Origin of the sequence: Acidipropionibacterium timonense (genome assembly GCF_900605005.1) — a bacterium.
Lineage (GTDB): Bacteria > Actinomycetota > Actinomycetes > Propionibacteriales > Propionibacteriaceae > Cutibacterium > Cutibacterium timonense.
Genome location: NZ_LR027558.1, coordinates 85,731 through 108,626, shown reverse-complemented (window position 1 = coordinate 108,626; position 22,896 = coordinate 85,731). Strand labels below are relative to the sequence as shown.

Sequence of the window (22,896 nt, the reverse complement as noted above, 5' to 3'; positions counted from 1 at the left end):
CGGACGCCGCGCCTCGGTCAGCTGACCCTGGCCCCCGGGGCCGCCGGCGTGACGACGTGGACGATGGGCTCGGTGAATCCCCGGCCGGCGAAGGCCTGACGCACCGCGGCCCGCACGGCGTCGGCGTCCGCCTCGCGCACCAGGGCGATGGCGCACCCGCCGAACCCGCCGCCGGTCATCCGGGCACCCAGGGCCCCGGCGGCGCGCGCGGCGTCGACGGCGGTGTCGAGCTCGACGCAGCTCACCTCGTAGTCGTCACGCAGGGAGTCGTGGGAGGCGTCCATGAGCGGGCCGACCTCGAGGATGCGACCCTCGTCGACGAGGGCGACGAACTCCTGCACCCGGGCGATCTCGGTGACGACGTGACGCACCCGGGCGACCATGGTGTCGTCCGGCAGGTTGGCCAAGGCCCACCCCAGGTCGTCGAACTGGCGCAGCGTGTCGACCCCGAGCATCGTCGCGGCCTGCTCACAGGACTCACGCCGAGCGGCGTACTGCCCGTCGACGAGGGCGTGCTTGGCACGGGTGTCGATGACGAGCAGCTCCAACCCGGCGTCGGCCAGGTCGAAGGGCACCTGGCGGGTCGACCCGTCGAGACAGTCGAGGAGGAGGGCGTGGCCCTCGGTGGTCCGCAGCGAGGCCGCCTGGTCCATGCCCCCGGTCGGAGCCCCGGCCATGTCGTTCTCGACGTGGACCGCGATGTCGACGAGCTTGGCCCGGCCCTCGTCGTCCCCACCCAGGCCGAACCCGTTGACCTCGTCGAGGGCCAGGACCATGGCGCACTCGACGGCGGCCGAGGACGACAGACCGGCCCCCAACGGCACGCAGCTCACCAGGGCGGCGTCGAACCCGGTGGGGCGCAGGCCGGCGTCGGCCAGGCCCCAGGCGACCCCGGCGGTGTACGTCGGCCACCCCTTGAGGGCCCGGGGGACGATCTGCTCGACGGTCCCCTCCCAGTCGACGACGCTCTGGTCGAAGGCCGAGACGATCCGCACGACGTCGTCCTCGCGGCGTCGCAGGGCCACGTAGGTGCAGTGCGGCAGGGCGATCGGCAGGCACAGGCCGCCGTTGTAGTCGGTGTGCTCGCCGATGATGTTGACCCGACCCGGGGAGGCCCAGACGCCGTCGGGTGCGGCGTCCCAGGTACGACGGAAGAGGTCGGTGGCGCGCTCGGCGCCCTCGGTGCGGGTCCAGGCGGCGGGGGTGGTGTCGTTGTCCACGATGACTCCGGTCTCGGTGGTGGTCAGAGGTGCTGGGTGTAGCCGCGGGAGGCGTCCAGGTGCTTGGCGACGTCGGCGGCGAGGGCGTCCATCTCGGCCGGGTCGCCGACCCCGGGACGGACGATGTGGGTCCGGCCGACCTGGCCGTGGTACAGGGTCAGCCGCGACCTCGTCTCGGTGAGGGCGGCCTTCGTCACCGAGTCCCAGGTGCCCGAGCGGTTCTGCCCGGCACCGTGGATGTGGTAGCCGTCCGCGGTGAGGTCGACCATGAGGCGCATGTGCACCAGGGACCACGTCACGGCCCCGGCGAGGGCGAGCCCCAGGGCCAGCAGGAGCGCGAAGAGGACGATCCAACCGATGCCCCAGTGCCCGGCGATGGCCGCGACGAGGAGCACGGCGGCGACCAGGCTCGTCGCCCCGGCGAGGATGAACCCGCGGACCGGAGGTTCCGGCTTGAGGACGTGCCGATGGGTCCCGTCGGGCAGGGTGATCTCCGCCATGGCAACCTCCCGTTACCGTCGGTGGAACTGGCGCGGCGAGAGTGGGATTCGAACCCACGGAGGTTGCCCTCGGCCGCTTTCAAGGCGGCTGCACTCGTCCACTATGCGATCTCGCCAGCCCCGACTGCTCGGGGTCGGACCAATCCTAGCCACAGCCGCCTCGCACCGGCGCCGATGCCCGCTGTGGCAGGCTGGGACCATGTACGCGATCACCGTCCGGCCGACCGAGCAGACCGACGCCAAGGGCCGCCATCGCCCCGGCCCCGAGAACATGGAGTGGACCGAGGTTCCCACCCCCACGCCGGGCCCCGACGAGGTGCTCGTCGCCGTGCGGGCGGTCGGGATGAACCGGGCCGACCTGCTGCAGCGTCAGGGCCTGTACCCGCCGCCGGCGGGGGTCTCGGAGGTCATGGGTCTGGAGGTCACCGGCACCATCAGCGAGCTCGGGTCGGGCGTGACCGGGTGGTCGGTCGGCGACGAGGTCGTCGCCCTCCTGGCGGGGGGCGGATACGCCGAGCAGGTCGTCGTGCCGGTCGGCCAGCTGCTGCACCGTCCGGAGGGGATCGACGAGGTCGTCGCCTCGACCCTCGTCGAGGTGGCGGCGACCGTCATCTCGAACATGGACCACGTGTGGCTGGAGGCCGGCCAGACCCTCCTCGTCCACGGCGGGGCGGGCGGTATCGGGCAGTTCGCCATCCAGTACGCGAAGGCCCTGGGATGCCGGGTCATGACGACCGCGGGGAGCGCGGAGAAGTTGGAGTTCTGCCGGGGGCTCGGGGCCGACGTCGCGCTCGACTACCACGAGGACTGGCTGGCGGGGGTGAAGGAGGCCACCGAGGGTCGTGGGGCCGACGTCATCCTCGACATCATGGGCGCCAAGTACCTCGGCCCCAACGTCGACGCGCTGGCGGTCGGCGGGCGGCTCGTCGTCATCGGGATGCAGGGCGGCGTCAAGGGTGAACTGCGCATCGACAAGCTGCTCAACAAGCGGGCGTGGATCACGGCCACGAGCCTGCGGTTCCGGCCCTTGGCCGAGAAGGCGCAGATCTGCCGCCGGGTCGAGGAGGTCGCCTGGCCGATGTACGCCGACGGGCGGATCAAACCGGCCCCGGTCGAGGTGTTCGCCCTCACCGACGCCGCCGACGCCCATCGTCGGTTGGCCTCCGGCGAGGTGCTGGGGAAGATCGCGCTGACCCTGTGACGGGCCGGGGCGGCCCAGGGTGGATTTCTGACGCCGAAGCCGTCTTCGAGACGTGAAATCGTCGTTTCAGGGGCTTTCACGTCAGATGTCCACCCACCCCGGCACCGGTCGGGTCGACCGATGCTTCCGCTGGAGTTTTCGGTCGAGCAGGGCGACCACCGCCTGCGGGTCGTCGCGCACCATGGTCGCGGTCACTCTGATGACATGCCAGCCGCCGGCCTCGAGGGCCGCCTGTCGGCGGGCGGAGTCCTCGAACTGCCGCACGCTGCCGTGGTAGCGGTGTCCCTCCACCTCGACCGCCACCCGTTCCACGACGAACCGCAGGTCGGGAACGCACCGCCGCCCGGCGCAGTCGACCTCGACGTTGGCGTCCCACCCCGTGACACCCGCCAGCCTCAGCGCACGGTGCAGCCACAGCTCGGCGACCGACCATGGCCGGCCCGAGATCTCGAGCAGGACACGGTCGAGGGTCGCGGACGGGAGGATGCGACCCAGAACCCGGCGCGCCTCCTTCGCCTCACCGGGGTGAACCACCTCCTCGCGCAGGAGGTCGCACACCGGCCCCCAGTCCCCCGACGCCGCGAGCATGACGGCAGTCGCGGCGGGGCTGGTGCAGCGCACCTCGTCGCCGACGACGATGGCCCCGGGCACGCTCCACCGCCGCGGGCGAAGGTGCGACGCCGCGCGGGCGGCCACCGGGACGGCGAACTCGACGTCCCTCACCTCCACCTCCCGGCCGAGGACCTTGAGCGCCGCCCGCCCGAGGAAGACGGCATCGGGTCGCCACAGGAGCACGGCGCGCATCATCGACACCGGGTCGTCACGCAACGGCGCCGCCATGACGACACGGGGGAAGACCCGCACCAGCGAGCCCTCGCGCGCTGCCGACGTCGCTTGATTGGCCAGGGCCCCGCGCGCCGGGATCCTCGCCACGCCTCGTTCCACCTGCATGATCCGTTCGAGTGCTCTCATGCCCACAGTTATCGGGGCGTCGCCGGACATCCGGCACGCAATCGCGAACCTGTGGACGGCCCCGAGCAGAGGCCTGTGGATGACGTGCATGCCGCAGGCAGCTCGGTGAGGGTGGAGATCTGACATGGAAGCCCCCGAAAGGACGGTTTCACGTCCCGGACGGCCTCTCCAGGTCAAATCTCCACCCTCACCCCACCCATGCGCCCTCCAACCCCACCCCGCCCCGCATAGTCATTTCTCGCATTGCATAGATATGCGCTACGATCGGACCGTGTCCAAGGTCATCACGCAACTTCCCGCCGGTGAGCGCGTCGGCATCGCCTTCTCCGGAGGTCTCGACACCTCCGTCGCGGTCGCCTGGATGCGCTCCAAGGGAGCCATCCCCTGCACGTACACCGCGAACATCGGGCAGTACGACGAGCCCGACATCGACTCGGTGCCCGGCCGCGCCCTGGCCTACGGGGCCGAGCTGTCCCGGCTCGTCGACTGCCGCGCAGCCCTGGTCGACGAGGGTCTGAGCGCCATCGCCTGCGGCGCCTTCAACGTCCGCTCGGCCGGACGCCCCTACTTCAACACCACCCCCATCGGCCGCGCCGTCACCGGGACCCTCCTCGTGCGCGCCATGGCCAAGGACGACGTCTTCATCTGGGGCGACGGGTCGACCTACAAGGGCAATGACATCGAGCGGTTCTACCGCTACGGACTGCTGGCCAACCCGCAACTGCGGATCTACAAGCCCTGGCTCGACGAGGACTTCGTCGCCGAGCTCGGTGGCCGGGACGAGATGAGCGCCTGGCTCACCGCCCACGACCTGCCCTACCGCGACTCCAAGGAGAAGGCCTACTCCACCGACGCCAACATCTGGGGCGCCACCCATGAGGCCAAGACCCTCGAGTCGCTCCACGTGTCCATCGAGTCGGTCGAGCCGATCATGGGCGTGAAGTTCTGGGACCCGGACGTCGACATCCCCGCCGAGGAGGTCTCCGTCACCTTCGAGCAGGGCCTGCCGGTCGCGGTCAACGGCACGGAGTACGACGACAAGGTCGCTCTGGTCCTCGAGGCCAACGCCATCGGCGGACGCCACGGCCTGGGCATGAGCGACCAGATCGAGAACCGGATCATCGAGGCGAAGTCGCGCGGCATCTACGAGGCCCCGGGAATGGCCCTGCTGCACATCGCCTACGAGCGCCTCGTCAACGCCATCCACAACGAGGAGACGATCGAGACCTACCACAACGAGGGACGCCGCCTGGGACGGATGCTCTACGAGGGACGCTGGCTCGATCCGCAGGCCCTCATGGTGCGCGAGTCGCTGCAGCACTGGGTGGCCAGCGCCATCACCGGCACCGTCACCCTCAAGCTGCGCCGCGGCTGGGACTACTCGATCCTCGACACCGTCGGCCCACACTTCTCGTACCACGCCGAGAAGCTGTCGATGGAGCGCGTGGAGGGGGCGGCCTTCGGGCCGACCGACCGCATCGGTCAGCTCACCATGCGCAATCTCGACATCGCCGACACCCGCGAGAAGCTCGAGCTGTACTCCTCGCAGGGACGCCTCACCAGCCAGGCCGACCTCGTCGGGTCGCTGGCGGTCGGCGGGGCGAAGGCCATTGCGTCCTCCGGCCATGAGGACGACGACGCCCAGCGCTCCCTCGACCGCGCGGCGATGGAGTTCGGCGTCGACTGACCCTGCCCCTCGAGCGCGTCCCCGACGCGCTCGACACGACGCTCGACGTCGACCTGGGCCGGCCCTCGCCAGAGGCGTCCGGCCGGGCACGGCAGCACCCGTCCGCTCCCCTAGAGTGGACGGGTGCGCAGCTATCGGGAGGTCCTGGCGATCCGTGACGTCTGGACGACCCTCGTCCTGGCGGCCGTGACGCGCATCCCCATGTTCGGGCTGGGCATGGTCATCACCCTGCACGTCGTCCAGACCCTCGGTCTGTCCTACGGCCTGGCCGGGGTCGTCACCACCGTCGTCACCGTGGCGTCGATGATCTCCTCCCCGTGGCGTGGTTCCCTCATCGACCGCAAGGGCCTGCGTCGCACCATGGCCCCGTCGGTCGTCATCCTCCTGGCCGTCTTCGGCGTCGCGCCGTGGGTGGGCTACATCCCCCTGCTCGTCCTGGCCGGCATCGGTTCGCTGTGGAACTACCCCGTGTACACCGTCCCGCGGCAGGTGCTCATCGCCCGCACCGAGGCCGAGCAGCGCCGAGCGGCTCTCAGCCTCGACGCCGTCTCGGTCGAGATCTGCTACATGATCGGGCCGACGGTGGCGATCATCGCGGCCTCATCCCTGGGCACCCGCCCGACCATCGTCGGATGCTCGGTCGTGGCCGCTCTCGGCGCCCTGGGCCTCATGGCCCTCGATCCTCCGACGGCCTCCCCCGAGGACGAGCCGGCCGCCGAGGCCACGACCGCCGATCCCGCGCCGACCAAGGTCTCCTGGGTGAGTCCCCACGTCCTGGCGATCCTCGTCGCCGTCGCCGCCGCCGGGTTCTGCCTGGGCGGCCTGGAGCTCACCACCGTCGGCGCCATGCGGGCGATGGGCCACACCGAGGCCATCGGCTGGGTGCTGGCCGCCTCCGGACTGGGCTCGGCGGTCGGCGGTGTCATCTACGGGACCCTGCCCCGAGGGGCGACGACGTCGATCCTCCTCGTCGCACTCGGGGTGACGACGACCCTCGCCGCCCTGGCCCACACCCCCGTCCAGGCGGCCCTCCTGCTCCTGGTGAGCGGGCTCTTCTGCGCCCCGACCCTCACCTCGAGCATCGACCAGCTCTCCGCCCTCACCCCTGCCCAGGTGCGCGGGACCGTCATCGGCTGGCAGGGCTCATGCCTCAACGGGGGGATCGCCCTGGCCGCGCCGAGCGTGGGCACCGTTCTCGACTCCCACGGATGGCCCTGGGGTTTCGTCCTGGCCGGCGTCCTGGCGACGGGGGTGGGGGTCGTTGTCCGCCTCGTCATGGGCCGGCGGACGCGTCCCCGAGCGGGCGGCGTCGACCCGCTCACGGACGAGTTCCTCGGCCGAGGCGGTGCTCAGTGACTCCCGCCGGGTGAACGCCTCCTGCGACATCACCCGGCCGTTCTGGCTCCCCGACGCCGCCCGACGTGGGGCCGGGAGCGCCGGTCTCTCCATCGGACGGCCCAGGTAGACGATGACGTCGCCCAGTTTCGGTGCGCTCATGTGTCTCGTCGCGACGATCGTCGACCCCGGTCGCACGACGAAGAGCATCACCGCCCCGCGGGTGAGCTCGCTGAAGGCGGCCCACGTGAGCCGCTCGGTGAGCTGGACGGCCCGCACCCGACAGCCATCACGCCACATCCGGTCGAGCTCCCCGTGGGTGGCCGCGGGGCTGAAGGCCGAGCGGGCCTTGAGGGTGGAGACCGTTCCGGTCGTCGTGTCGGCGGCATCACCCTCGTCGGAGCGGCGCACCTGGAAGACGTTGGACCGCCCGAGGACGCGCCGGTACTGGACGGCGGCGATGGAATTGGTGTCGTCCTCGGGGGTGCAGGCGATCATCATGGCGATCCCGGCCAGGTCCATCTCCTCGACGGCGTACTCGGACAGGAAGTCGGCCGACTCGGTGCGCAGGCCGGCCTTGCGGGCGGTGTAGAGGTCGTAGCTGCGTCGGGTGACGATGAGGGTGGGCACCTCGAGGGCGCTGAGGGCCCGGGCGGCCTCGACGGCCCACGGCGGAGACCCGGCGAACATGACGCCGCGCGGGCTCGTGCTGGCCAGCCCGAGTTTCTCGGCCAGACGCCCGATGCCCAGGCCGTAGAGGGCGACGGTGCACACGATGACGAGGAAGACCAGCGGCACGAGACGATCGACCTGGCCGGACAGGTCGGCGAGCTGCTGGGCGAACGCGGTGAGGGCCTTGGCGCGGTTCGGGTCGGAGGTGGCGACCGCCGCGGCCTGCTCGGTGATGCCCGAGGCGGCGTCGGAGAACTCGAGGGCGAAGATCGACGTCACGGCGGCGGCGACGATGCCTCGGGGGGCCATGAACGACATGACGGTGCGTTCCTGGCGGGTCGTCTCGGTGCCTCGCAGCGCGGCGAGCACCGAGACCGGCCGCACGATGACGACGAGGACGGCGACGAAGACCAGCCCGATGGGCAGGATGTCGACGATCTGGGACGGCGTCACGCGCCCGGCCAGCATGATGAAGAGCGCACCGACGAGGAGCACCTGGAGATGTTCCTTGAACTCACGCACCTGGTCGAGGTCGAGCCGTTGGTTGGCCAGGAAGATCCCGAGCACCGTCACGGCGAGCAGCCCGGACTCGGCCTGGACGAGATTGGCTCCCACGACGACGGCGCAGGCCACGGCGACGAAGATGACTCCTTGGAGGAAGTCGGGGATGAGCTGGCGCCGCAGCATCATCGACAGCACCAGGCCGATGGGGATGGCGAAGGCCAGGGCGACGACGACCGTCCACCCCAGCAGGACGAGTCCGTGGCCGATGGTGTTGCCACCGATGCTCGTCACGCCCTGGAAGACGAGGAGCGCGAGGATCGCTCCGATGGGGTCGACGACGATGCCCTCCCAGCGCAAGAGGGCCGAGACGCGCCGGGTCGGACGGACCTGCCGCAGGATGGGGTTGATGACGGTCGGGCCGGTGACGACGAGGATCGCCCCGACGAGCAGGGCGACCCGGATGTCGAAGCCCAGTAGGGCCGCGGTGAGGGTGATGAGGGCCCAGGCGACGACCACCGTGACCGTGCACAATCGGACGATGGGACGCCCGAGGTCACGCACCTCGCGGAACTTCAGCGACAGCGCCCCCTCGAAGAGGATGATCGCCACCGAGAGGTTGACTCCGGCGAAGAGCAGGCTGCGTCCGAACACCTCGTCGGGCGTCACCCACTGTCCCAGCGCGAAGCCGATGACGAGCAGGAACAGCAGGGATGGCAGCTTGAGCCGCCATCCGAGCCACTGGGCGCCGACCGCCAGGGCGACGACGAAGGCCAAGTAGGTACCTGGATTCACCGCGCCAGACTAACCGAGCCGACCGACGGGATCGAAGGCCATGACCCCCGCACGGGGGGTGGCACACAAGATATTCACGACCCTTTGGTGACATCTGGGTAAACAGGCCCGTTTGAGGTTGTGGATCGTCTCATTCGTCAGCTAGACATGGGAGCGAAGCTTCGTGCCAGCGGGGTGATGTGCCTTGTCCCGGCGACATGTCGGGGTCTGCGGAACGGCCTCCTGGCGCGATGCACGGCGGGGGAACCGACCAGCCATGTGCCACGTCAGACAGGAGGTACAGCCGGTACGGCCCCCTCCGATCACGGACCGGACCCACGCCCACCGAGAAAGGCACAACCGTGACCACCGTTTCCCACCGCACCGTGGCATGTTCGGTCCTCGTCGACGTCTTTCATCACCCTTTCCTCGAGGGCGACGCGACTCCTGTCACCGCCGACGAGCACCTGGCTCACCGCCGGATGACCGGCATGGCGACCGAGACCTGTCTGGCCTGCCCGATGTTCGCCGCCTGCCTCGAGAACGCCGTCGTCGACCATGACGTCAACGGCTTCGTCGCCGGGACGACAGCCCGCCAGCGGTCACGGATCCGCTCGTTGCTCAAGGTGCACGTGGAGGCCGAGGATCTCGACGCCCTCGTCGGCGTCATGGGACACGGGTCGCGGGTGCGCACCACCGACGTCCTGCGGGCTCGGCGCGAGCACCCCGACCAGCCGCTGGGATTCATCGCCGAGCGCCTCGGGTGCTCCCTGTCGACGGTGAAGCGGCACCTGCGCCGCGCGCGCTGCCAGTCCGACCGCCCGAGGGCGGCGAGCTGCCGACCGACTATCGACCAGCTCCTGCAGGCCTTCCGCGCCGTGACCGGCAGGACCGTTCGTCCCGTCCGGATGGCAGCTTGACCCCCAACGGTGGCCGGACGGTCACGCACCGTTCATCATCGACTGGCACTCTGGGGACCATGACGTTCACTCCCCGCCTCGTCGCCCTCGACATCGACGGCACCCTCGTCGACCGTGAGGGGCACCTGCCCGACCCGGTCCGTGACGCCGTCGGTCGGGTCCGTGACGCGGGGGTCCCGGTCGTCCTGGCGACCGGGCGCGGACTGTTCGGGGCGACGCCGGTGCATGAGGCGCTCGGGCTGCCCAGCGGAGACCTCGTCGTCTCCAACGGCGCCGTCACCGCGCGCACCCAGCCGTTGGCCGTCGTCTCCCAGGTCACCTTCGACCCGGCACCCGTCATCCGACAGGTGCTCGACCTGCACCCGAGGGCTCTGGTGGCGGTCGAGGACGTCGGGGCCGGGTTCCGGCTCAATCGGCTCTTCCCCGATGGCGAACTCAACGGGCGGATGACGATCGAGTCGGTCGACGAACTCATGTCACGCCCGGCCGCCCGCGTCATCGTGCGCGACCCGGACGCTCCGGCCGACGAGTTCGTCGAGCTCGCCAGGCATCTGGGGATGCAGGGGGTGAGTTACTTCGTCGGGTGGTCGGCCTGGCTCGACATCGCCCCGCGCGGGGTGACCAAGGCCTCCGCCCTGGCCGACCTGTGCCGACATCGCGGCATCGATCCCCGGGACGTCCTGGCCATGGGCGACGGGTACAACGACACCGACATGCTCTCGTGGGCCGGGCGCGGGGTGGCCATCGGCGACGCGCCCGAGGAGGTCAAGGCCGCGGCCGACGACGTCACCGGGACCTTCGCCGAGGGTGGGACGGCAGCCGAACTGGCGCGGTGGTTCTGAATCTCGTCAGCCCGCGCCGTCCCGGCGCACTGTAGGCCCCGCGCCGTCCCGGCGCACTGTCCGACCCGCGCCGTCCCTACCGCAACGTCGCCCGGGTCGACGCCAGGACCCCCCTGGGCACGACGCACTCGGCACCGAGGTCCATCGGCGCGATCCTCCCGGCATCCCGGGCCTCGTACAGCGCCGGCAGCATCCGGGCGGCCAGCGAGGCCGGGGAGATCGTGTTGACGTAGATCTTCGTGCCGCCCTCGAACCCGGCGAGCACCGAGACGCGCAGCTTGAGGTTGATCCGCCACGGCAACGGCACCCCGACCCCGCGCGGCCGGTGGTGCCACTCCTCGTTGCACGGCACGTCGGTGCCCACGGCGACGTGCATGGCGTGCAGCAGGTCGGCGACGGCGTCGACCTCCTCGCGGGCCATCCGCCAGGGCTGGTCGAGCTCGCTCGTCGACCAGATCTCCATCGACGGGTACCGGTGACCGAACCCGACGGTGGCGACGGCGTGCTCGTTGCGGGCCAGGACGAATCCGTGGTCGACGGCGAAGTCGGGCCCGTACCGGTTGTACAGGTCCGGGTCGAGGACCGCCTCGGGAAGCACCGTCTGGTTGTTGGTGCCGAGCTCGTCGATGGCGACGAGCTGCTTGTGCAGGTGGTCGAAGGAGGCCCCGGCCGGCTTGAGCCAGTTCTGGAAGGTGACGACGAACCTGGCCTGCGGGTTCTGGGCGTAGAGGTCGCCCATGGCGGCCACGGTGAGGGCGATGAACGCCCGGTGCTCCTCGACGCCCAGCGTCCCCGATCCGGCCAGCCCCGCGGTGGTCGTCGCGTCATCGGTGTAGTGACGCCGGCCGACGACGACGTCATGGCCCCCGGCGAAGAACGGCGCCGAGGCCTCGCGCAGGTCGGCGGACGACAGCTCTGCAGCGCGGCGTCCCTCCCCCATCGCGGCGAACTTCGCGTCGAGGACCGCCAGAACGTGGGCCCGGCCGGCCGGATCGGCGAGGTACTCCTCCTGCCAGGCACGGGCATCCGGCGGCATGGCCGCCCCGTGATTGATGTGCCAGTACTGCCACGGCAGGATCTCGAAGAGATTGGGGATGCGTCGGAACTGCGCGACGGTGTCGTCGAGCTGCCCGGCCGGCACATGGGTGAGCATCCGGTGCCCGCACAGTGGCCCCTCGGGGTCGGCCACGAGACGGGCCTTCTCGGGCGGCGTCTGGAGGTGTCGGTCGACGCAGAAGGCGCAGGAGTTCGTGCGGTCGGCGTCGGTGAGCGGACGTGGGTTCGCCGGCGGCGAGCTCAGCGGACGCGCCCCCCGACCCGGCACCGTCCACACCTGGGTGCCGGTGAAGGGGTTGCGCTGCTTGATGGTGCCGTCCGGGAGCTCGCGGTAGTAGCCGTCGACGTCCTCACTCATCGCCGCGGCCGCTCAGTGCCGGGGCTCGAGGAGTTCGCGTCCACCGAGGAAGGGACGCAGCGCCACCGGCACCCGCACCGACCCGTCGGCCTGCTGGTGATTCTCCAGCAGCATGATGATGATCCTCGTCATGGCGCACAGGGTGCCGTTGAGGGTGGCCAGGGGCTCGACGCCGTCCGGCCCGCGGTGGCGGATGGACAGCCGACGCGCCTGGAAGGTCGTGCAGTTCGAGGTCGAGGTGATCTCGCGGTACCGGCCCTGGGTGGGCAGCCAGCCGTAGCAGTCGTACTTGCGGGCGGCCGACAGTCCCAGGTCGCCCGAGGCGACGTCGAGCACCTCGAAGGGGATCTCGAGGGCCTCGATGAACTCCTTCTCGAAGCCGAGCAGTTTGGCGTGCCACGCCTCGGCGTCCTGCGGCAGGCAATAGACGAACATCTCGACCTTGTCGAACCAGTGGACCCGGAAGATGCCGCGGGTGTCCTTGCCGTAGGAGCCGGCCTCGCGCCGATAGCACGGGGAGAAGGCGACATACTGCTTGGGCAGCTCGGCGTCGTCGAGGATCTCCTCGGAGTGGAAGGCCGCCAGGGCCACCTCGGAGGTGCCGACGAGGTACTGGTCGTCCTTGGGCAGGTAGTAGACGTCCTCGGCGGCCTGGCCGAGGAAGCCGGTGCCCTCCATGGCCGAGGGCTTGACGAGGGCCGGCGGGATCATCGGGGTGAAGCCCCAGGCGGCGGCCTTCGTCATGGCCAGGTTGAGCAGGGCGAACTCGAGTTGGGCACCGACCCCGGTGAGCACGTAGAACCGCGATCCGGAGATCTTCGTGCCGCGTTCCATGTCGATGGCGCCGAGGGCCTCACCGATCTCGAGGTGGTCCTTGGGCTCGAATCCCTCGGCGGCGAAGTCGCGCGGGGTGCCGATGGTCTCGATGACGACGCCGTCGTCCTCCCCACCGGTGGGGACGCCGTCGATGACGATGTTGCCGAGGGTCTTGTCGAGCTCGATGAACCGCGCCTCGGCGGCCTCCGCGGCCTCCTTGAGCCGGCCGACCTCACTCGACAACTCCTTGGTGCGGGCCAGCAGGGCGGTCTTCTCGTCCGCCTGGGCCTTGGCGATCCGCTTGCCCAGACCCTTCTGCTCGGCACGGGCTGCCTCGTGGGCGGCAATGGCGTGACGTCGTTCCTCGTCGGCCGCGACGAGCTCGTCGACCACCGACGGGTCGTCCCCACGGGCGATCTGGGAGCGACGGATGCAGTCGGGGTCGGTGCGCAGCAGCTTCGGGTCGATCATGGTGCCGATCCTACCGAGGCGAACCCCCGGGACGACGCCGGTCGGGCCGTCGCGGGACGCGCCGGACGGCGTCGGGGCCGGTCAGCGGCCGGTGACCCGGGCGAACCAAGCCTCGGCCTGACGGTAGGCGTCGTCGGTGGACCGCTGGGGCACCGTGGCGGCCGGCTGCTCGGAGGCGTCCGCATGCGGGTAGGAACCGAGGAAGACGACCTCGCGGCACACCCGGTGCAGACCCTTGAGGGCGGCGGCCATGCGCTCGTCGTCGACGTGGCCCACGGCGTCGATGGAGAAGCAGTAGTTGCCGAGCTGGTCCTTGGTGGGTCGCGATTCGATGCGCGACAGGTTGATGCCGCGGAAGGCGAACTGCTGGAGGATGTCGAGCAGGGCCCCGGGGTGGTCGACGTGGGGGAAGGCCACGACGGTCGTCCGGTCGTCGCCGGTGCGCGGCGGGATGGGCCCGGGGCGGGAGACGAGGATGAACCGGGTCCGGGCGTCGGGGTTGTCGGCGATGCGGTCGGCGACGCAGGTGAGCCCGTACATGCGTCCGGCCACCTCGGCGCACACGGCGGCGTCGTACTGGCTGGCGGGGTTGGACACCTCCCTGGCCGCCCCTGCCGTCGAGCCGGACTGGGTGAGGTCGGCCCCGGTGGGAAGGTGGTGGTCGAGCCAGTCGCGGCACTGGGCGGCGGCGTGCGGATGGGTGAGGACGCTGCGCACCTGGTCGAGGGCGGTGCCCGGCCGGACCCACAGCCCGAACTGCACGGGGATGACGACCTCCTGGACGATCCGCAAGCCGTCGGCCGCGGCGAGGGTGTCGAGGGTGGCCCCGACGCCGCCCTCGACGGAGTTCTCGATGGGCACGAGGGAGGCCTCCACCTCGCCGCGCCCGGCAGCGGCCAGGGCTCCCGCGACGGTCGTGTAGGGACGGGCGTCGAGACCCCGCCCGGACCGCTCCGCGACGGTGCGCAGGGCCTGGTGGGTGAAGGTCCCCGCGGGCCCGAAGTATCCGTACATGGCGGTCAGACTAGCCGGTGGGCGGGACGGGCGGACGAGGCTGCCGACCGGCGTCGACGGTGACGCGCCCGGGCATCGGGTCGGCCGTGCTCGCCGGTCACCGCCGGCGGTCGCTGGGGTCCGGGAGCTGCACCTGGCGTCCTCCCCATCACCGGCCGTCACTGTGCTCCGGAACCTGCACCTAGCGCCTCCGACGTCACCCTGCGCCAGATGTCGTCACCCACCCTCGACGAAGCGCCAGAACCTGCACTCCGCGCCCTGTATTTCCGGAGCAGGGTGCAGATTCTGGCGCTTGGTGACGTTCGGGCCGGAGCTGACGACCGGTTTGGGAGCAGAGTGCAGGTTCCGGCGCCAGGTGCGGCCGGGATGGGCGGCCTCTTCGAGGCCGACTGCTGCGAGGACGGTTCCGGCCAGGGGCGGGCCAGGTTCACCCGCACTCTCCGGAGCGAGGTGATGACAGCCGGGTGATCGCGGTGACGATCAACGACGAGCGGCCCTCGGGCAGATGGAACGGCGCCACGACGCTCGTGGGGCCCGAGCCCGGTCAGCCCCGGCCCACAGCCCGCACGGACGCGCCCGATGCGCCCGCCCGGCGGACGCCGAGACGCCCGCTCCCACGGCGCGCCCTCAGCGCTCCAGGGCCGCCAGCAGCTGCGCGCCCGACATCGTCCGCGGACGCCAACTCGGCGTCGACGCGGTCACGAGCTCGTCCAAGCGCCCCAGGTACTCCTGCCGGGAGATCTCGACGGCTCCGAGGCTGGCCAGGTGCGGCGTCAGCCATTGGACGTCGACGAGCGCCGGACGCACCGTGGACATCTCGAGGACGAGCCTCATGAGCGCCGTCTTCGAGGCGTCGCGACCGTGCTCGGCGTCGTGGAACATCGACTCCCCGCTGAACAACCCGCCGACGCACACCCCGTACAACCCGCCCACGAGCCGGCCGTCGTCGTCCCAGGTCTCCACCGAGTGGGCCCATCCGTCCCGATGCAGTCCGCCGTACGTGGCCCGGATCGACCCGTCGATCCACCCGCCCGGCCTGCCCGGGTCACCGCAGCACGACACGACCTCGTCGAAACACTGGTCGACCGTCGTCGTGTACCTGCGGCAGGTCTTGCGCAGACTGCGGGCCACCCGCAACCGGTCGATCGGCAGCACTCCGCGTCGCACCGGCGACCACCAGCCGGTTCCTCCACGCAGGGCCCGCGGGACGTCGCGTCCCAGGGGCATGGGAAAGACGCCCTCGTGCAGGGCGGCGAGCACCAGATGGGGTCCGAGCACGCCCGTCACCGCGACGAGGTCGTCGTCAGGCCACTGGTCGGGGTCGCCGAACAGTTCCGCGGTGTTCACCCCGACAGTCTGACACGGCTGCTGACACGCCCTCGGTGCCCCGAGTTCCCCCGGACCCGACGACGTCCCGGGCCGCCCCGGCACGGACCCCCGTTACTCTGGACCACGGACGCCCCCGGTTCCGGCGGGCGCCGCGGATCGGAGGAACCATGGGAATCGGCAGCACCATCGGCAAGTCGCTCATGACCCAGGCCCCGGCCATGGCCCCCGGGGCGGCTGTCTCCATGCTGCGGACCGTCCTGCAGCTGGCCATCGACGGCGTCGGACCCCTTCCCGGGGCCCGGCAGGCGGCGCAGCGCACCCTCGTCAACCGCGGCGAGGTGGAGGCGGCCATCGATGCCCTCGCCACCGAGCACGTCGCCCTCGCCGGCGCCCAGGGATTCGTCTCGAACCTCGGCGGTCTGGCGACCCTGGCCGTGTCCATCCCGGCCAACATCACCGGGGTGGCCGTCGTCCAGGTCCGGATGGTCGCCGCCATCGCCCACCTTCGGGGCTACGACCTCGACGACCAGCGGGTGCGCACCGCCGTCCTGGCCTGCCTGCTGTCGAGCAAGGAGGTGGACGACCTCGTCGCCAAGAAGACGCTGCCCACCTCGCCCATGGGCATCGCCACCGCCCCCGTCGCCGACCCGGCCCTCGAGAAGACGGTCGCCGTGCAGGTCGTCAACCTCCTCATGGGGCAGGTCGCCGGCAAGAAGCTGCCCACCCTCGTCGCCAAGCGGATCCCCCTGCTCGGCGGCGGCATCGGGGCCGGAACCGACGGGTACACGACCTGGCAGGTGGGCCGGTACGCGCGTCGCCAGTTCCCCACCCGACGCCCCCGCTGATCCCCGCCCCGCACGAGGCACGACACGCGCCCCGCACCGCGCCCGGGCTCATCGGGCAGGTCACGGTCGTCCGCGGGCGAGGCCCTCGAGACGAGCCGGACCGGGCTGATCGGGCGTGGACCCCCGCCCCACCCCCGCACGTGCGGTGCGACAATGACGCCCATGTCGTGGTGCCCCTCCCCCACCCAGGCCGTCGTCGATCTGTCGGCCATCGTCCACAATCTGGCGCAGGTGCGGGAGCGAGCCGGCGATCGCCTCGTCATGCTGGCCATCAAGGCCGACGGCTACGGGCACGGGGCCGTCCCCATCGCCCTGGAGGTCGAGCGCACCGGAGCCGCGGACTGGCTCGCCGTGGCCAACGTCTCGGAGGGGCAGAAACTCCTCGACGCCGGCGTCGGGCTCCCGATCCTCAAGCTCTCGCCGCCGCTGCCGCGCGACCTCGACGCCGCGACCGCCTCGGGCATGAGGCTCACCGTCACCGATCTGGCCGACGTCGCCGCCACCGAGACCAGCGCCGCGCGCACCGCCGACCCCACCCGTGCTGCCGGCCCCGTCCGCGTGCACATCGGCGTGGACACCGGGATGGGACGGATCGGGCTGGGTCCCGACCGGCTGGCCGAGATGGCCCGGGCCGTCGACGCCGCACCGCACCTCGAGCTCGAGGGAATCTTCACCCACCTCCCGGTCTCCGACGTGCCCACCGGCGTCGACTTCACCCGGGCCCAGATCGGGCGCTTCCTGGCGGCGGTGGACGACGTCGTCGCGCTGCGCGGACCGGTGCCCCAGGTGCACCTGGCCAACTCCGGGGCCATCCTCGGCCACGACCTGGGGACGACGACGATGGTGCGCGCCGGCATCGTCGCCTACGGCTACGACCCCGATCCCGAGGCGCACCGGGCCGATCTGCGTCCGGCGCTCACGTGGCGCAGCTGGGTGAGCTTCGTCAAGACCGTCGAGCCCGGCGACTCGGTGGGCTACGGCCGCACGTGGACCGCCCCGCGTCGCACCCAGATCGTCACGGTGCCGGTGGGCTATGCCGACGGCTACTCGCGCGCCCTGTCGAACCGCGGGACCGTACTCGTCCAGGGGCGACGCTGCCCGGTCGTCGGGCGGGTGTGCATGGACCAGATCATGGTCGACGTCGGCCCCGACGCCACCGTCGCGGTGGGCGAGGAGGTCGTTCTCCTGGGACGTCAGGGGGACGTCTCCTACGACGCCGACGAGATGGCCGAGGTCCTCGGGACGATCAGCTACGAGATCACCTGCGACCTGTCGGCGCGGGTCGACCGGGTCTGGGTCAACGGGGTCGAGGGGTCGAGGGCGGATCGAGGCCGCGAGGGATGGGGGCACCTCGAGGGATGAGGACAGGGGCCTGAACCCAAGGGGTCAGTACAGCGTCGCCCAGCCGCGCGGATCCTGGGCCAGGACCGCGCACAACTGCACCATCCCGGCCTGCTCGAGCAACTCGGTGTGGTCGATGTGCGGACGCCGGTAGATGCCGGTCACCGGGTCGCAGCGTGTCCGCCACATCCGTTCGGCATAGCTGCGCGTGATCCGGGCCGCCCGGTCGTCGGGGACGATCGTCGAGGCCAGCAGGAGGTTCTTGAGGTAGATCGCGTCGAAGAACAACGGTTGACCGTCGAAGGGCCCGCCGGGCTCCTCGGGGCGGAAGTGGGTGAGGGAGGCCTCGATGGTCTCGTCGAGTCGACGCCGGTGCACCGTCCAGCCGGTCGCCCGCCAGGCCAGCGCCTCGACCCCGATGGCCACACCCTGGTTGTACGTCCACCAGGTGGTGTCGATGGTGCCGGCCAGGTCGATGTGGTCCCAGTACAGCCCCTCCGGCGCGAGCATCGACGAGCGCGCCCAGTCGTAGAGCGGCAGGGCGTCCTCGAGGTAGGTGGCCTTCCCGGTGAGCTCATGCAGACGCAGGGCGAGCTGGGCGGGGGGCAGGGCCGAGACGGTGTTGCGGTCACGATTGGAGGCCGAGGTCGTCCAGAAGACGCCGCCGGGGGCCGGGTGGTCGGGGTCGGTGTCGCGCCCACGGCGGATGAACCGGTGGATCGCCCTGGCGCGGACCAGATCCTTGCGCGCGCCGATCCCGGCGAGCACCCGCTGGACGTGGACCAGCCCCATCCACGCGTTGTCGTCGAGGTAGACGTGGCCGCCGAAGGCGTGGGGTGGCCGGGGCAGCGACATGTAGGCGCCGATGACCGGGTTCCAGTAGGACTCCTGGCCGCGGTCGTGGACGTCGGCCGGCCCGATCCCGGCGCAGGCCATGTCGGTGGCTGCCTGGGTCGCCTGGGAGTGCGGCCACTCGTAGGAGTAGCGGTTGAGGTCCTGGCGGCGCCGCGGGACGGCCTCGCGCAGGAGCATCCGGTCGAGTCGGAAGAAGGACAGGAGCGCGTCGTGGGCCAGGCGGGCCCGATCGGCCCAGACCGCGGGATCACTGGTGGGGTCGGTCACGGGCACACCCTATCGGCGCGTCGCCGCAGGGAGCGGCCGGCGGCGGACCGGCGTGGCCGGGCCCGCGGGCGAGGGCCCGGAGCACAGCCCCCCGGAGGGGCTCCCGGGGACCCTGTCAGGAAATTCCCCGGAGCGAGCGATTCCTCCCCTGGAGGGGAGCATTTCGCCGCTCAGGGTGATTTCCTGACAGTCGCTGGCGCAGCCCGGCCCCGACGCCCCTGCCGGGGGCCATCGGGACCGGTGCGTGACTCAGTACAGGAGCGCCGAGGAGGGATCCGAGAGGATCTGGGCGACATCGCGCAGGAAGACCGACCCCTGCTCGCCGTCGATGAGCCGATGGTCGAATCCCAGGCTCATCGTCGTGACCCACCGCGGGACGACCCGTTCCTCCTCGCCCTCGCCGACAACCCAGGGCCGCCGCGAGATGGCTCCGAGGACGAGAATGGCCGACTCCTGCCGGTTGACGACCGGGGTGCCCGCGTCGAGCCCGAAGACCCCGACGTTGGTGATGGAGAAGGTGCCTCCGCTGTAGTCGGCCGGCTGGAGCGCCCCCTCCTTGGCGACGGCGATGAGTCGGGTGAGTTCGGTCGCCAACTCGACGAGGGTCATCTCCTGGGCGCCCCGCAGCACCGGCACCATGAGTCCGCGTGGGGTGGCGGCGGCGATGCCGAGGTTGACCTGCTCGTGGTGGACGATCTCGCCGGTCGCGTCGTCCCAGCTGGCGTTGATGACCGGGGTCCGACGCATCGCCAGGGTGACCGCCTTGCACCACACCGTGAGCGGCGAGATGTGCAGCCCCTTGAAGGCCTTGTCCTGGCGCATCCGGGAGACGAAGTCCATCGTCGCGGTGACGTCGCAGGTGAGGAACGAGGTGACGAGGGCCTTGGTGTCGATGGACTCCTTGACCGCCTTGGCGGTGACCTTGCGCACCCCCTGGATCGGCGTGCGGCGCTCCCCCGGACCGGTCGGGGCACCTCCCAGCATGAGCCGGGAGACCACCGACTGCCCGACTGCGAACTCGCCACCCACTCCAGCGGCAGCCCCCGCTGCGGGAACTGCGGGCGGCGAGGCCACCGTGCGGGATGCAGCAGCCTTGACGTCGGTGCGGGTGACGACTCCGTCGCGGCCGGTCCCGGTGACGGTGGCGAGGTCGACACCGAGCTCGGCGGCCAGCCGGCGTGCCGGCGGCTTCGCCAGGACGTGGGCGGGGCCCTCGGTGGCGTCCATGCGCGGGGGGACGGGGCGCTCGGCGCGAGGTGGCTCAGCGACGCGCTCCGCGCGAGGTGGCTCAGCGACGCGCTCCGCGCGAGGTGGCTCAGCAACACGCTCCGCGTGGGTCGCTGGTTCCGGCGGGCTCTCGACCACGACGGCCGGGGTCTGCGCGGCCCCCGCCGACCCCCGTCGGCGCCGACGCCGTCCACTCTCGGCGGCCGGGATGTGCCCGACGAGCAGTTCCTCGGCGGCCTTCTCGGGTTCGCTCCCGTCGTCGATGGTCACCAGCGGCGCACCGACCGGGACCGTCTGTCCCTCGGCCGCGACGAGGGCGGTGACCGTCCCGGCGTAGGGGCTGGGCAGCTCGACGATCGACTTGGCCGTCTCGACCTCGCACAGGACGTCGTTGATGGCCACGGTGTCGCCCACGGCGACTCGCCAGGAGACGACCTCGGCCTCGGTGAGTCCCTCGCCCGGGTCGGGCATGGTGTAGTTCTTCACGACTGTCTCCTGTCAGTAGGCCAGCGAGCGGTCGACGGCGTCGAGGACGCGGTCGACGTCGGGGATGTGCTCGGACTCGACCCGCGACGGCGGGTAGGGCGTCGTCCACCCCGTGACGCGCAGCACCGGGGCCTCCATGACGTAGTAGAGCGACTCGCCCAGCCGGGCGGCGACCTCGGAGCCCAGCCCCAGGGCCCGCGGGGCCTCGTGGACGACCACCGCGCGCGTCGTCCGGCGCACCGATTCCTCGACCGTCGCCATGTCGAGCGGCTGCAGGCTGCGCAGGTCGACGACCTCGAGCTCGCGCCCCTCGGACGCCGCCACCTCGGCCGCCGCCAGGCAGGTGTCGACCATGGGCCCGTAGGCGATGAGGGTGAGGTCGGTGCCGGGCCGGGCGATCCTCGCCTGCCCCATCCGCAAGGACGCCGTCGACGACACCTCGCCCTTGACGTAGTAGCGCCGCTTGGGCTCGAAGTAGATGACCGGATCGGGGCTGGCGATGGCCTGACGCAGCAGCCAGTAGGCGTCGTCCGGGGTGGCGCAGGAGACGACCTTGAGCCCGGGTACCCCGGCGAAGAACCCCTCCGGCGACTCGGAGTGGTGCTCGGGCGATCCGACCCCGCCACCGAAGGGCATCCGGATCGTCACCGGCAGCGACCACTGCCCCCCGACCCGGGCACGGTACCGGGCCAGCTGCGAGACGATCTGGTCGAAGGCCGGGGCGACGAACCCGTCGAACTGGATCTCGACGACGGGCCGGTAGCCGCGCATGGCCAGCCCGATCGCGGTGCCGACGATGCCGGACTCGGCCAACGGGGTGTCGATGACGCGGTCGCCACCGAACTCCTTCTTGAGCCCGTCGGTGATCCGGAAGACGCCGCCCAGGGTACCGACGTCCTCCCCCATGACGAGGACCTTCGGATCCTCGGCGAGGGCGTCCCGCAGGCCGCTGTTGATGGCCTTGGCCAGGGTGGTGGTCATGCCTGCTCCTCTCCGGCGGCTCGCCAGGCCGCGAGTTCACGTTGGTCGGCCAGCACCTCGGGGGTGGGGTCGACGTAGACGTCGTCGAGGAGCTCGACGAGGTCCGGGTCGGGTTGCTGGGCCGCGGCCCGCACCCGGGCACCGAACTCATCGGCTCGCTCCTGCAGGTCGGCCAGCCAGGCGTCGTCGATCAGCCCACGCGAGCGCAGGTACGTCTCGAGTCGGGCGATGGGGTCGAGGGCCTCCCAGGTTGCGTCGGTTTCCGCGGTGCGGTAGCGAGTGGGGTCATCTGTGGTCGTGTGCGCTCCGCGACGGTAGGTCCAGGCCTCGATGAACGTCGGTCCCTCGCCCCGCCGGGCCCGTTCGAGAGTCACCCGCAGCACAGCGGCCATGGCCAGGATGTCGTTGCCGTCCACCTGGACGGCCGGGATGCCGAACCCCAACGCCCGCCGGTAGAGGGAGGTCGGTGACTGCACCTTCGTCGGCTCGGAGATGGCCCACTGGTTGTTGACGGCGCAGAAGACGACCGGGGCGTTCATCGACGAGGCGAAGACATAGGACTCGTTGGTGTCACCCTCGCTCATGGCCCCGTCGCCGTGGAAGCACAGGACGGCGGCGTGCAGCTCGGGGTCGGCGGCGGCGTCACGCTGGATGCCCATGGCGTACCCGACGGCGTGCAGGGTGCCCGAGCCGATGAGCACCGGATAGGCCGAGAAGCGCGTCGCCACGGTGTCCCAGGGGCAGTGCGCGGTGCCGCGCCAGCCACCGATGACGTCCTCGAGGCTCACCCCCATCCAGTGCCCGAGTGCCTGCTCCCGGTAGGTCGGGAAGATCTGGTCCTGTGGCCCGACGGCCAGCCAGGCACCCACCTGGGTGGCCTCCTGACCCTTGGCCGGCGGCCACAGGCTGAGCTCCCCGTGACGCTGGAGGTTCGTCCCCTCGAGGTCGAGTCGGCGAGCCATGACGAGCCGCTCGAGGGCGTCGACGAGCTGCTCGTCGGACAGGTCGAGGGGGAGGTCGTCGCGGTCGGTGCGGGTGCCGTCAGGGGCGAGGATCTGCACCATGTCGGGGTCGGGGACCTCGACGGGATGCCGTCGGCGGGGCGGGGTGAGGAACTCCGGCCCCTCGGCCGAGGAGCCTTCCTGACGATCGGTGACGCCAAGGTCTGCCATGGACTGCCTCCCAGCAGCTCGTTCATCGCTGAAGCTCGGATGGCGCCCGGACTG

18 protein-coding genes, 1 tRNA gene and 1 pseudogene are annotated in these 22,896 nt (G+C 71.3%); 7 read left to right on the top strand and 13 right to left on the bottom strand.

What is annotated here, in order from left to right; all coding sequences use genetic code 11:
• Positions 1–17: 17 nt before the first annotated feature.
• From galK to E0E30_RS00475, 3 genes are all read right to left on the bottom strand, one after another.
• Positions 18–1,247: a galactokinase gene (galK, locus tag E0E30_RS00485; protein WP_130866645.1), complete on the bottom strand. Its 1,230-nt coding sequence runs from the start codon at positions 1,245–1,247 to the stop codon at positions 18–20.
• On the bottom strand, positions 1,244–1,720 hold the full coding sequence (locus E0E30_RS00480) for a hypothetical protein (protein WP_130864620.1): 477 nt from the start codon (positions 1,718–1,720) through the stop codon (positions 1,244–1,246). Before E0E30_RS00480 ends, galK begins: the two co-directional genes overlap by 4 nt.
• 33 nt (positions 1,721–1,753) lie before the next feature.
• Positions 1,754–1,836, bottom strand: a tRNA-Ser gene (locus E0E30_RS00475).
• 83 nt (positions 1,837–1,919) lie between these two features.
• Between E0E30_RS00475 and E0E30_RS00470 the strand changes: the two genes are divergently transcribed.
• Positions 1,920–2,921, top strand: coding sequence for an NAD(P)H-quinone oxidoreductase (locus E0E30_RS00470; RefSeq protein WP_130864619.1), 1,002 nt, complete (start codon positions 1,920–1,922; stop codon positions 2,919–2,921).
• Between the two features lie 81 nt (positions 2,922–3,002).
• Here E0E30_RS00470 and E0E30_RS00465 read toward each other — a convergent pair whose 3' ends face one another.
• Positions 3,003–3,893, bottom strand: a complete 891-nt coding sequence (locus E0E30_RS00465; RefSeq protein ID WP_130864618.1) for a DUF559 domain-containing protein — start codon at positions 3,891–3,893, stop codon at positions 3,003–3,005.
• Between the two features lie 253 nt (positions 3,894–4,146).
• Here E0E30_RS00465 and argG point away from each other — a divergent pair, with 253 nt between their 5' ends.
• Both argG and E0E30_RS00455 read left to right on the top strand, forming a co-directional pair.
• On the top strand, positions 4,147–5,580 hold the full coding sequence (gene argG / locus E0E30_RS00460) for an argininosuccinate synthase (RefSeq protein WP_210115737.1): 1,434 nt from the start codon (positions 4,147–4,149) through the stop codon (positions 5,578–5,580).
• A 201-nt stretch (positions 5,581–5,781) separates the two neighbouring features.
• Positions 5,782–6,819, top strand: a pseudogene (locus tag E0E30_RS00455) (MFS transporter); the annotation flags it as partial.
• On the opposite strand, the gene E0E30_RS00450 reads toward E0E30_RS00455, so the two are convergent.
• Positions 6,724–8,865, bottom strand: coding sequence for a cation:proton antiporter domain-containing protein (locus E0E30_RS00450; RefSeq protein ID WP_130866644.1), 2,142 nt, complete (start codon positions 8,863–8,865; stop codon positions 6,724–6,726). The pseudogene E0E30_RS00455 and the gene E0E30_RS00450 overlap by 96 nt on opposite strands.
• A gap of 359 nt (positions 8,866–9,224) precedes the next feature.
• On the opposite strand from E0E30_RS00450, the gene E0E30_RS00445 reads away from it, so the two are divergent.
• Together E0E30_RS00445 and E0E30_RS00440 are read left to right on the top strand one after the other, a co-directional pair.
• Entirely contained in the window at positions 9,225–9,782 is a 558-nt protein-coding gene (locus E0E30_RS00445) for a WhiB family transcriptional regulator (RefSeq protein ID WP_130864616.1), read from the top strand.
• 59 nt (positions 9,783–9,841) lie between these two features.
• Positions 9,842–10,624: an HAD family hydrolase gene (locus E0E30_RS00440; RefSeq protein ID WP_130864615.1), complete on the top strand. Its 783-nt coding sequence runs from the start codon at positions 9,842–9,844 to the stop codon at positions 10,622–10,624.
• A 76-nt stretch (positions 10,625–10,700) separates the two neighbouring features.
• Here E0E30_RS00440 and E0E30_RS00435 read toward each other — a convergent pair whose 3' ends face one another.
• From E0E30_RS00435 to aat, 4 genes are all read right to left on the bottom strand, one after another.
• Positions 10,701–12,038, bottom strand: coding sequence for a DUF4921 family protein (locus E0E30_RS00435; protein ID WP_130864614.1), 1,338 nt, complete (start codon positions 12,036–12,038; stop codon positions 10,701–10,703).
• Between the two features lie 12 nt (positions 12,039–12,050).
• The gene (gene serS / locus E0E30_RS00430; protein ID WP_130864613.1) at positions 12,051–13,325 is read right to left on the bottom strand and encodes a serine--tRNA ligase; all 1,275 of its coding nucleotides are present in this window, start codon (positions 13,323–13,325) and stop codon (positions 12,051–12,053) included.
• 81 nt (positions 13,326–13,406) lie between these two features.
• Positions 13,407–14,339 (bottom strand): prephenate dehydratase, encoded by a 933-nt coding sequence (gene pheA / locus E0E30_RS00425; protein ID WP_130864612.1) that lies wholly within the window; start codon positions 14,337–14,339, stop codon positions 13,407–13,409.
• Positions 14,340–14,966: 627 nt separating this feature from the next.
• The gene (aat, locus tag E0E30_RS00420) at positions 14,967–15,686 is read right to left on the bottom strand and encodes a leucyl/phenylalanyl-tRNA--protein transferase (protein ID WP_130864611.1); all 720 of its coding nucleotides are present in this window, start codon (positions 15,684–15,686) and stop codon (positions 14,967–14,969) included.
• Positions 15,687–15,835: 149 nt separating this feature from the next.
• Here aat and E0E30_RS00415 point away from each other — a divergent pair, with 149 nt between their 5' ends.
• The gene (locus tag E0E30_RS00415; RefSeq protein WP_130864610.1) at positions 15,836–16,513 is read left to right on the top strand and encodes an EcsC family protein; all 678 of its coding nucleotides are present in this window, start codon (positions 15,836–15,838) and stop codon (positions 16,511–16,513) included.
• Between the two features lie 162 nt (positions 16,514–16,675).
• Positions 16,676–17,875 carry an alanine racemase gene (gene alr / locus E0E30_RS00410; protein ID WP_130864609.1) on the top strand — a complete coding sequence of 400 codons (1,200 nt, stop codon included), beginning with the start codon at positions 16,676–16,678 and terminating at the stop codon, positions 17,873–17,875.
• A gap of 24 nt (positions 17,876–17,899) precedes the next feature.
• Here alr and E0E30_RS00405 read toward each other — a convergent pair whose 3' ends face one another.
• The 4 genes from E0E30_RS00405 to E0E30_RS00390 all read right to left on the bottom strand — a co-directional run bounded on the left by E0E30_RS00405 (position 17,900) and on the right by E0E30_RS00390 (position 22,734).
• The gene (locus tag E0E30_RS00405; protein ID WP_130864608.1) at positions 17,900–18,976 is read right to left on the bottom strand and encodes a glycoside hydrolase family 76 protein; all 1,077 of its coding nucleotides are present in this window, start codon (positions 18,974–18,976) and stop codon (positions 17,900–17,902) included.
• A gap of 249 nt (positions 18,977–19,225) precedes the next feature.
• Positions 19,226–20,674 carry a dihydrolipoamide acetyltransferase family protein gene (locus tag E0E30_RS00400; protein ID WP_210115839.1) on the bottom strand — a complete coding sequence of 483 codons (1,449 nt, stop codon included), beginning with the start codon at positions 20,672–20,674 and terminating at the stop codon, positions 19,226–19,228.
• A gap of 27 nt (positions 20,675–20,701) precedes the next feature.
• The gene (locus E0E30_RS00395) at positions 20,702–21,670 is read right to left on the bottom strand and encodes an alpha-ketoacid dehydrogenase subunit beta (protein ID WP_130864606.1); all 969 of its coding nucleotides are present in this window, start codon (positions 21,668–21,670) and stop codon (positions 20,702–20,704) included.
• A complete protein-coding gene (locus E0E30_RS00390) occupies positions 21,667–22,734 on the bottom strand; it encodes a thiamine pyrophosphate-dependent enzyme (RefSeq protein WP_130866643.1) in 1,068 nt (355 codons plus the stop codon). Before E0E30_RS00390 ends, E0E30_RS00395 begins: the two co-directional genes overlap by 4 nt.
• Positions 22,735–22,896: the final 162 nt, after the last annotated feature.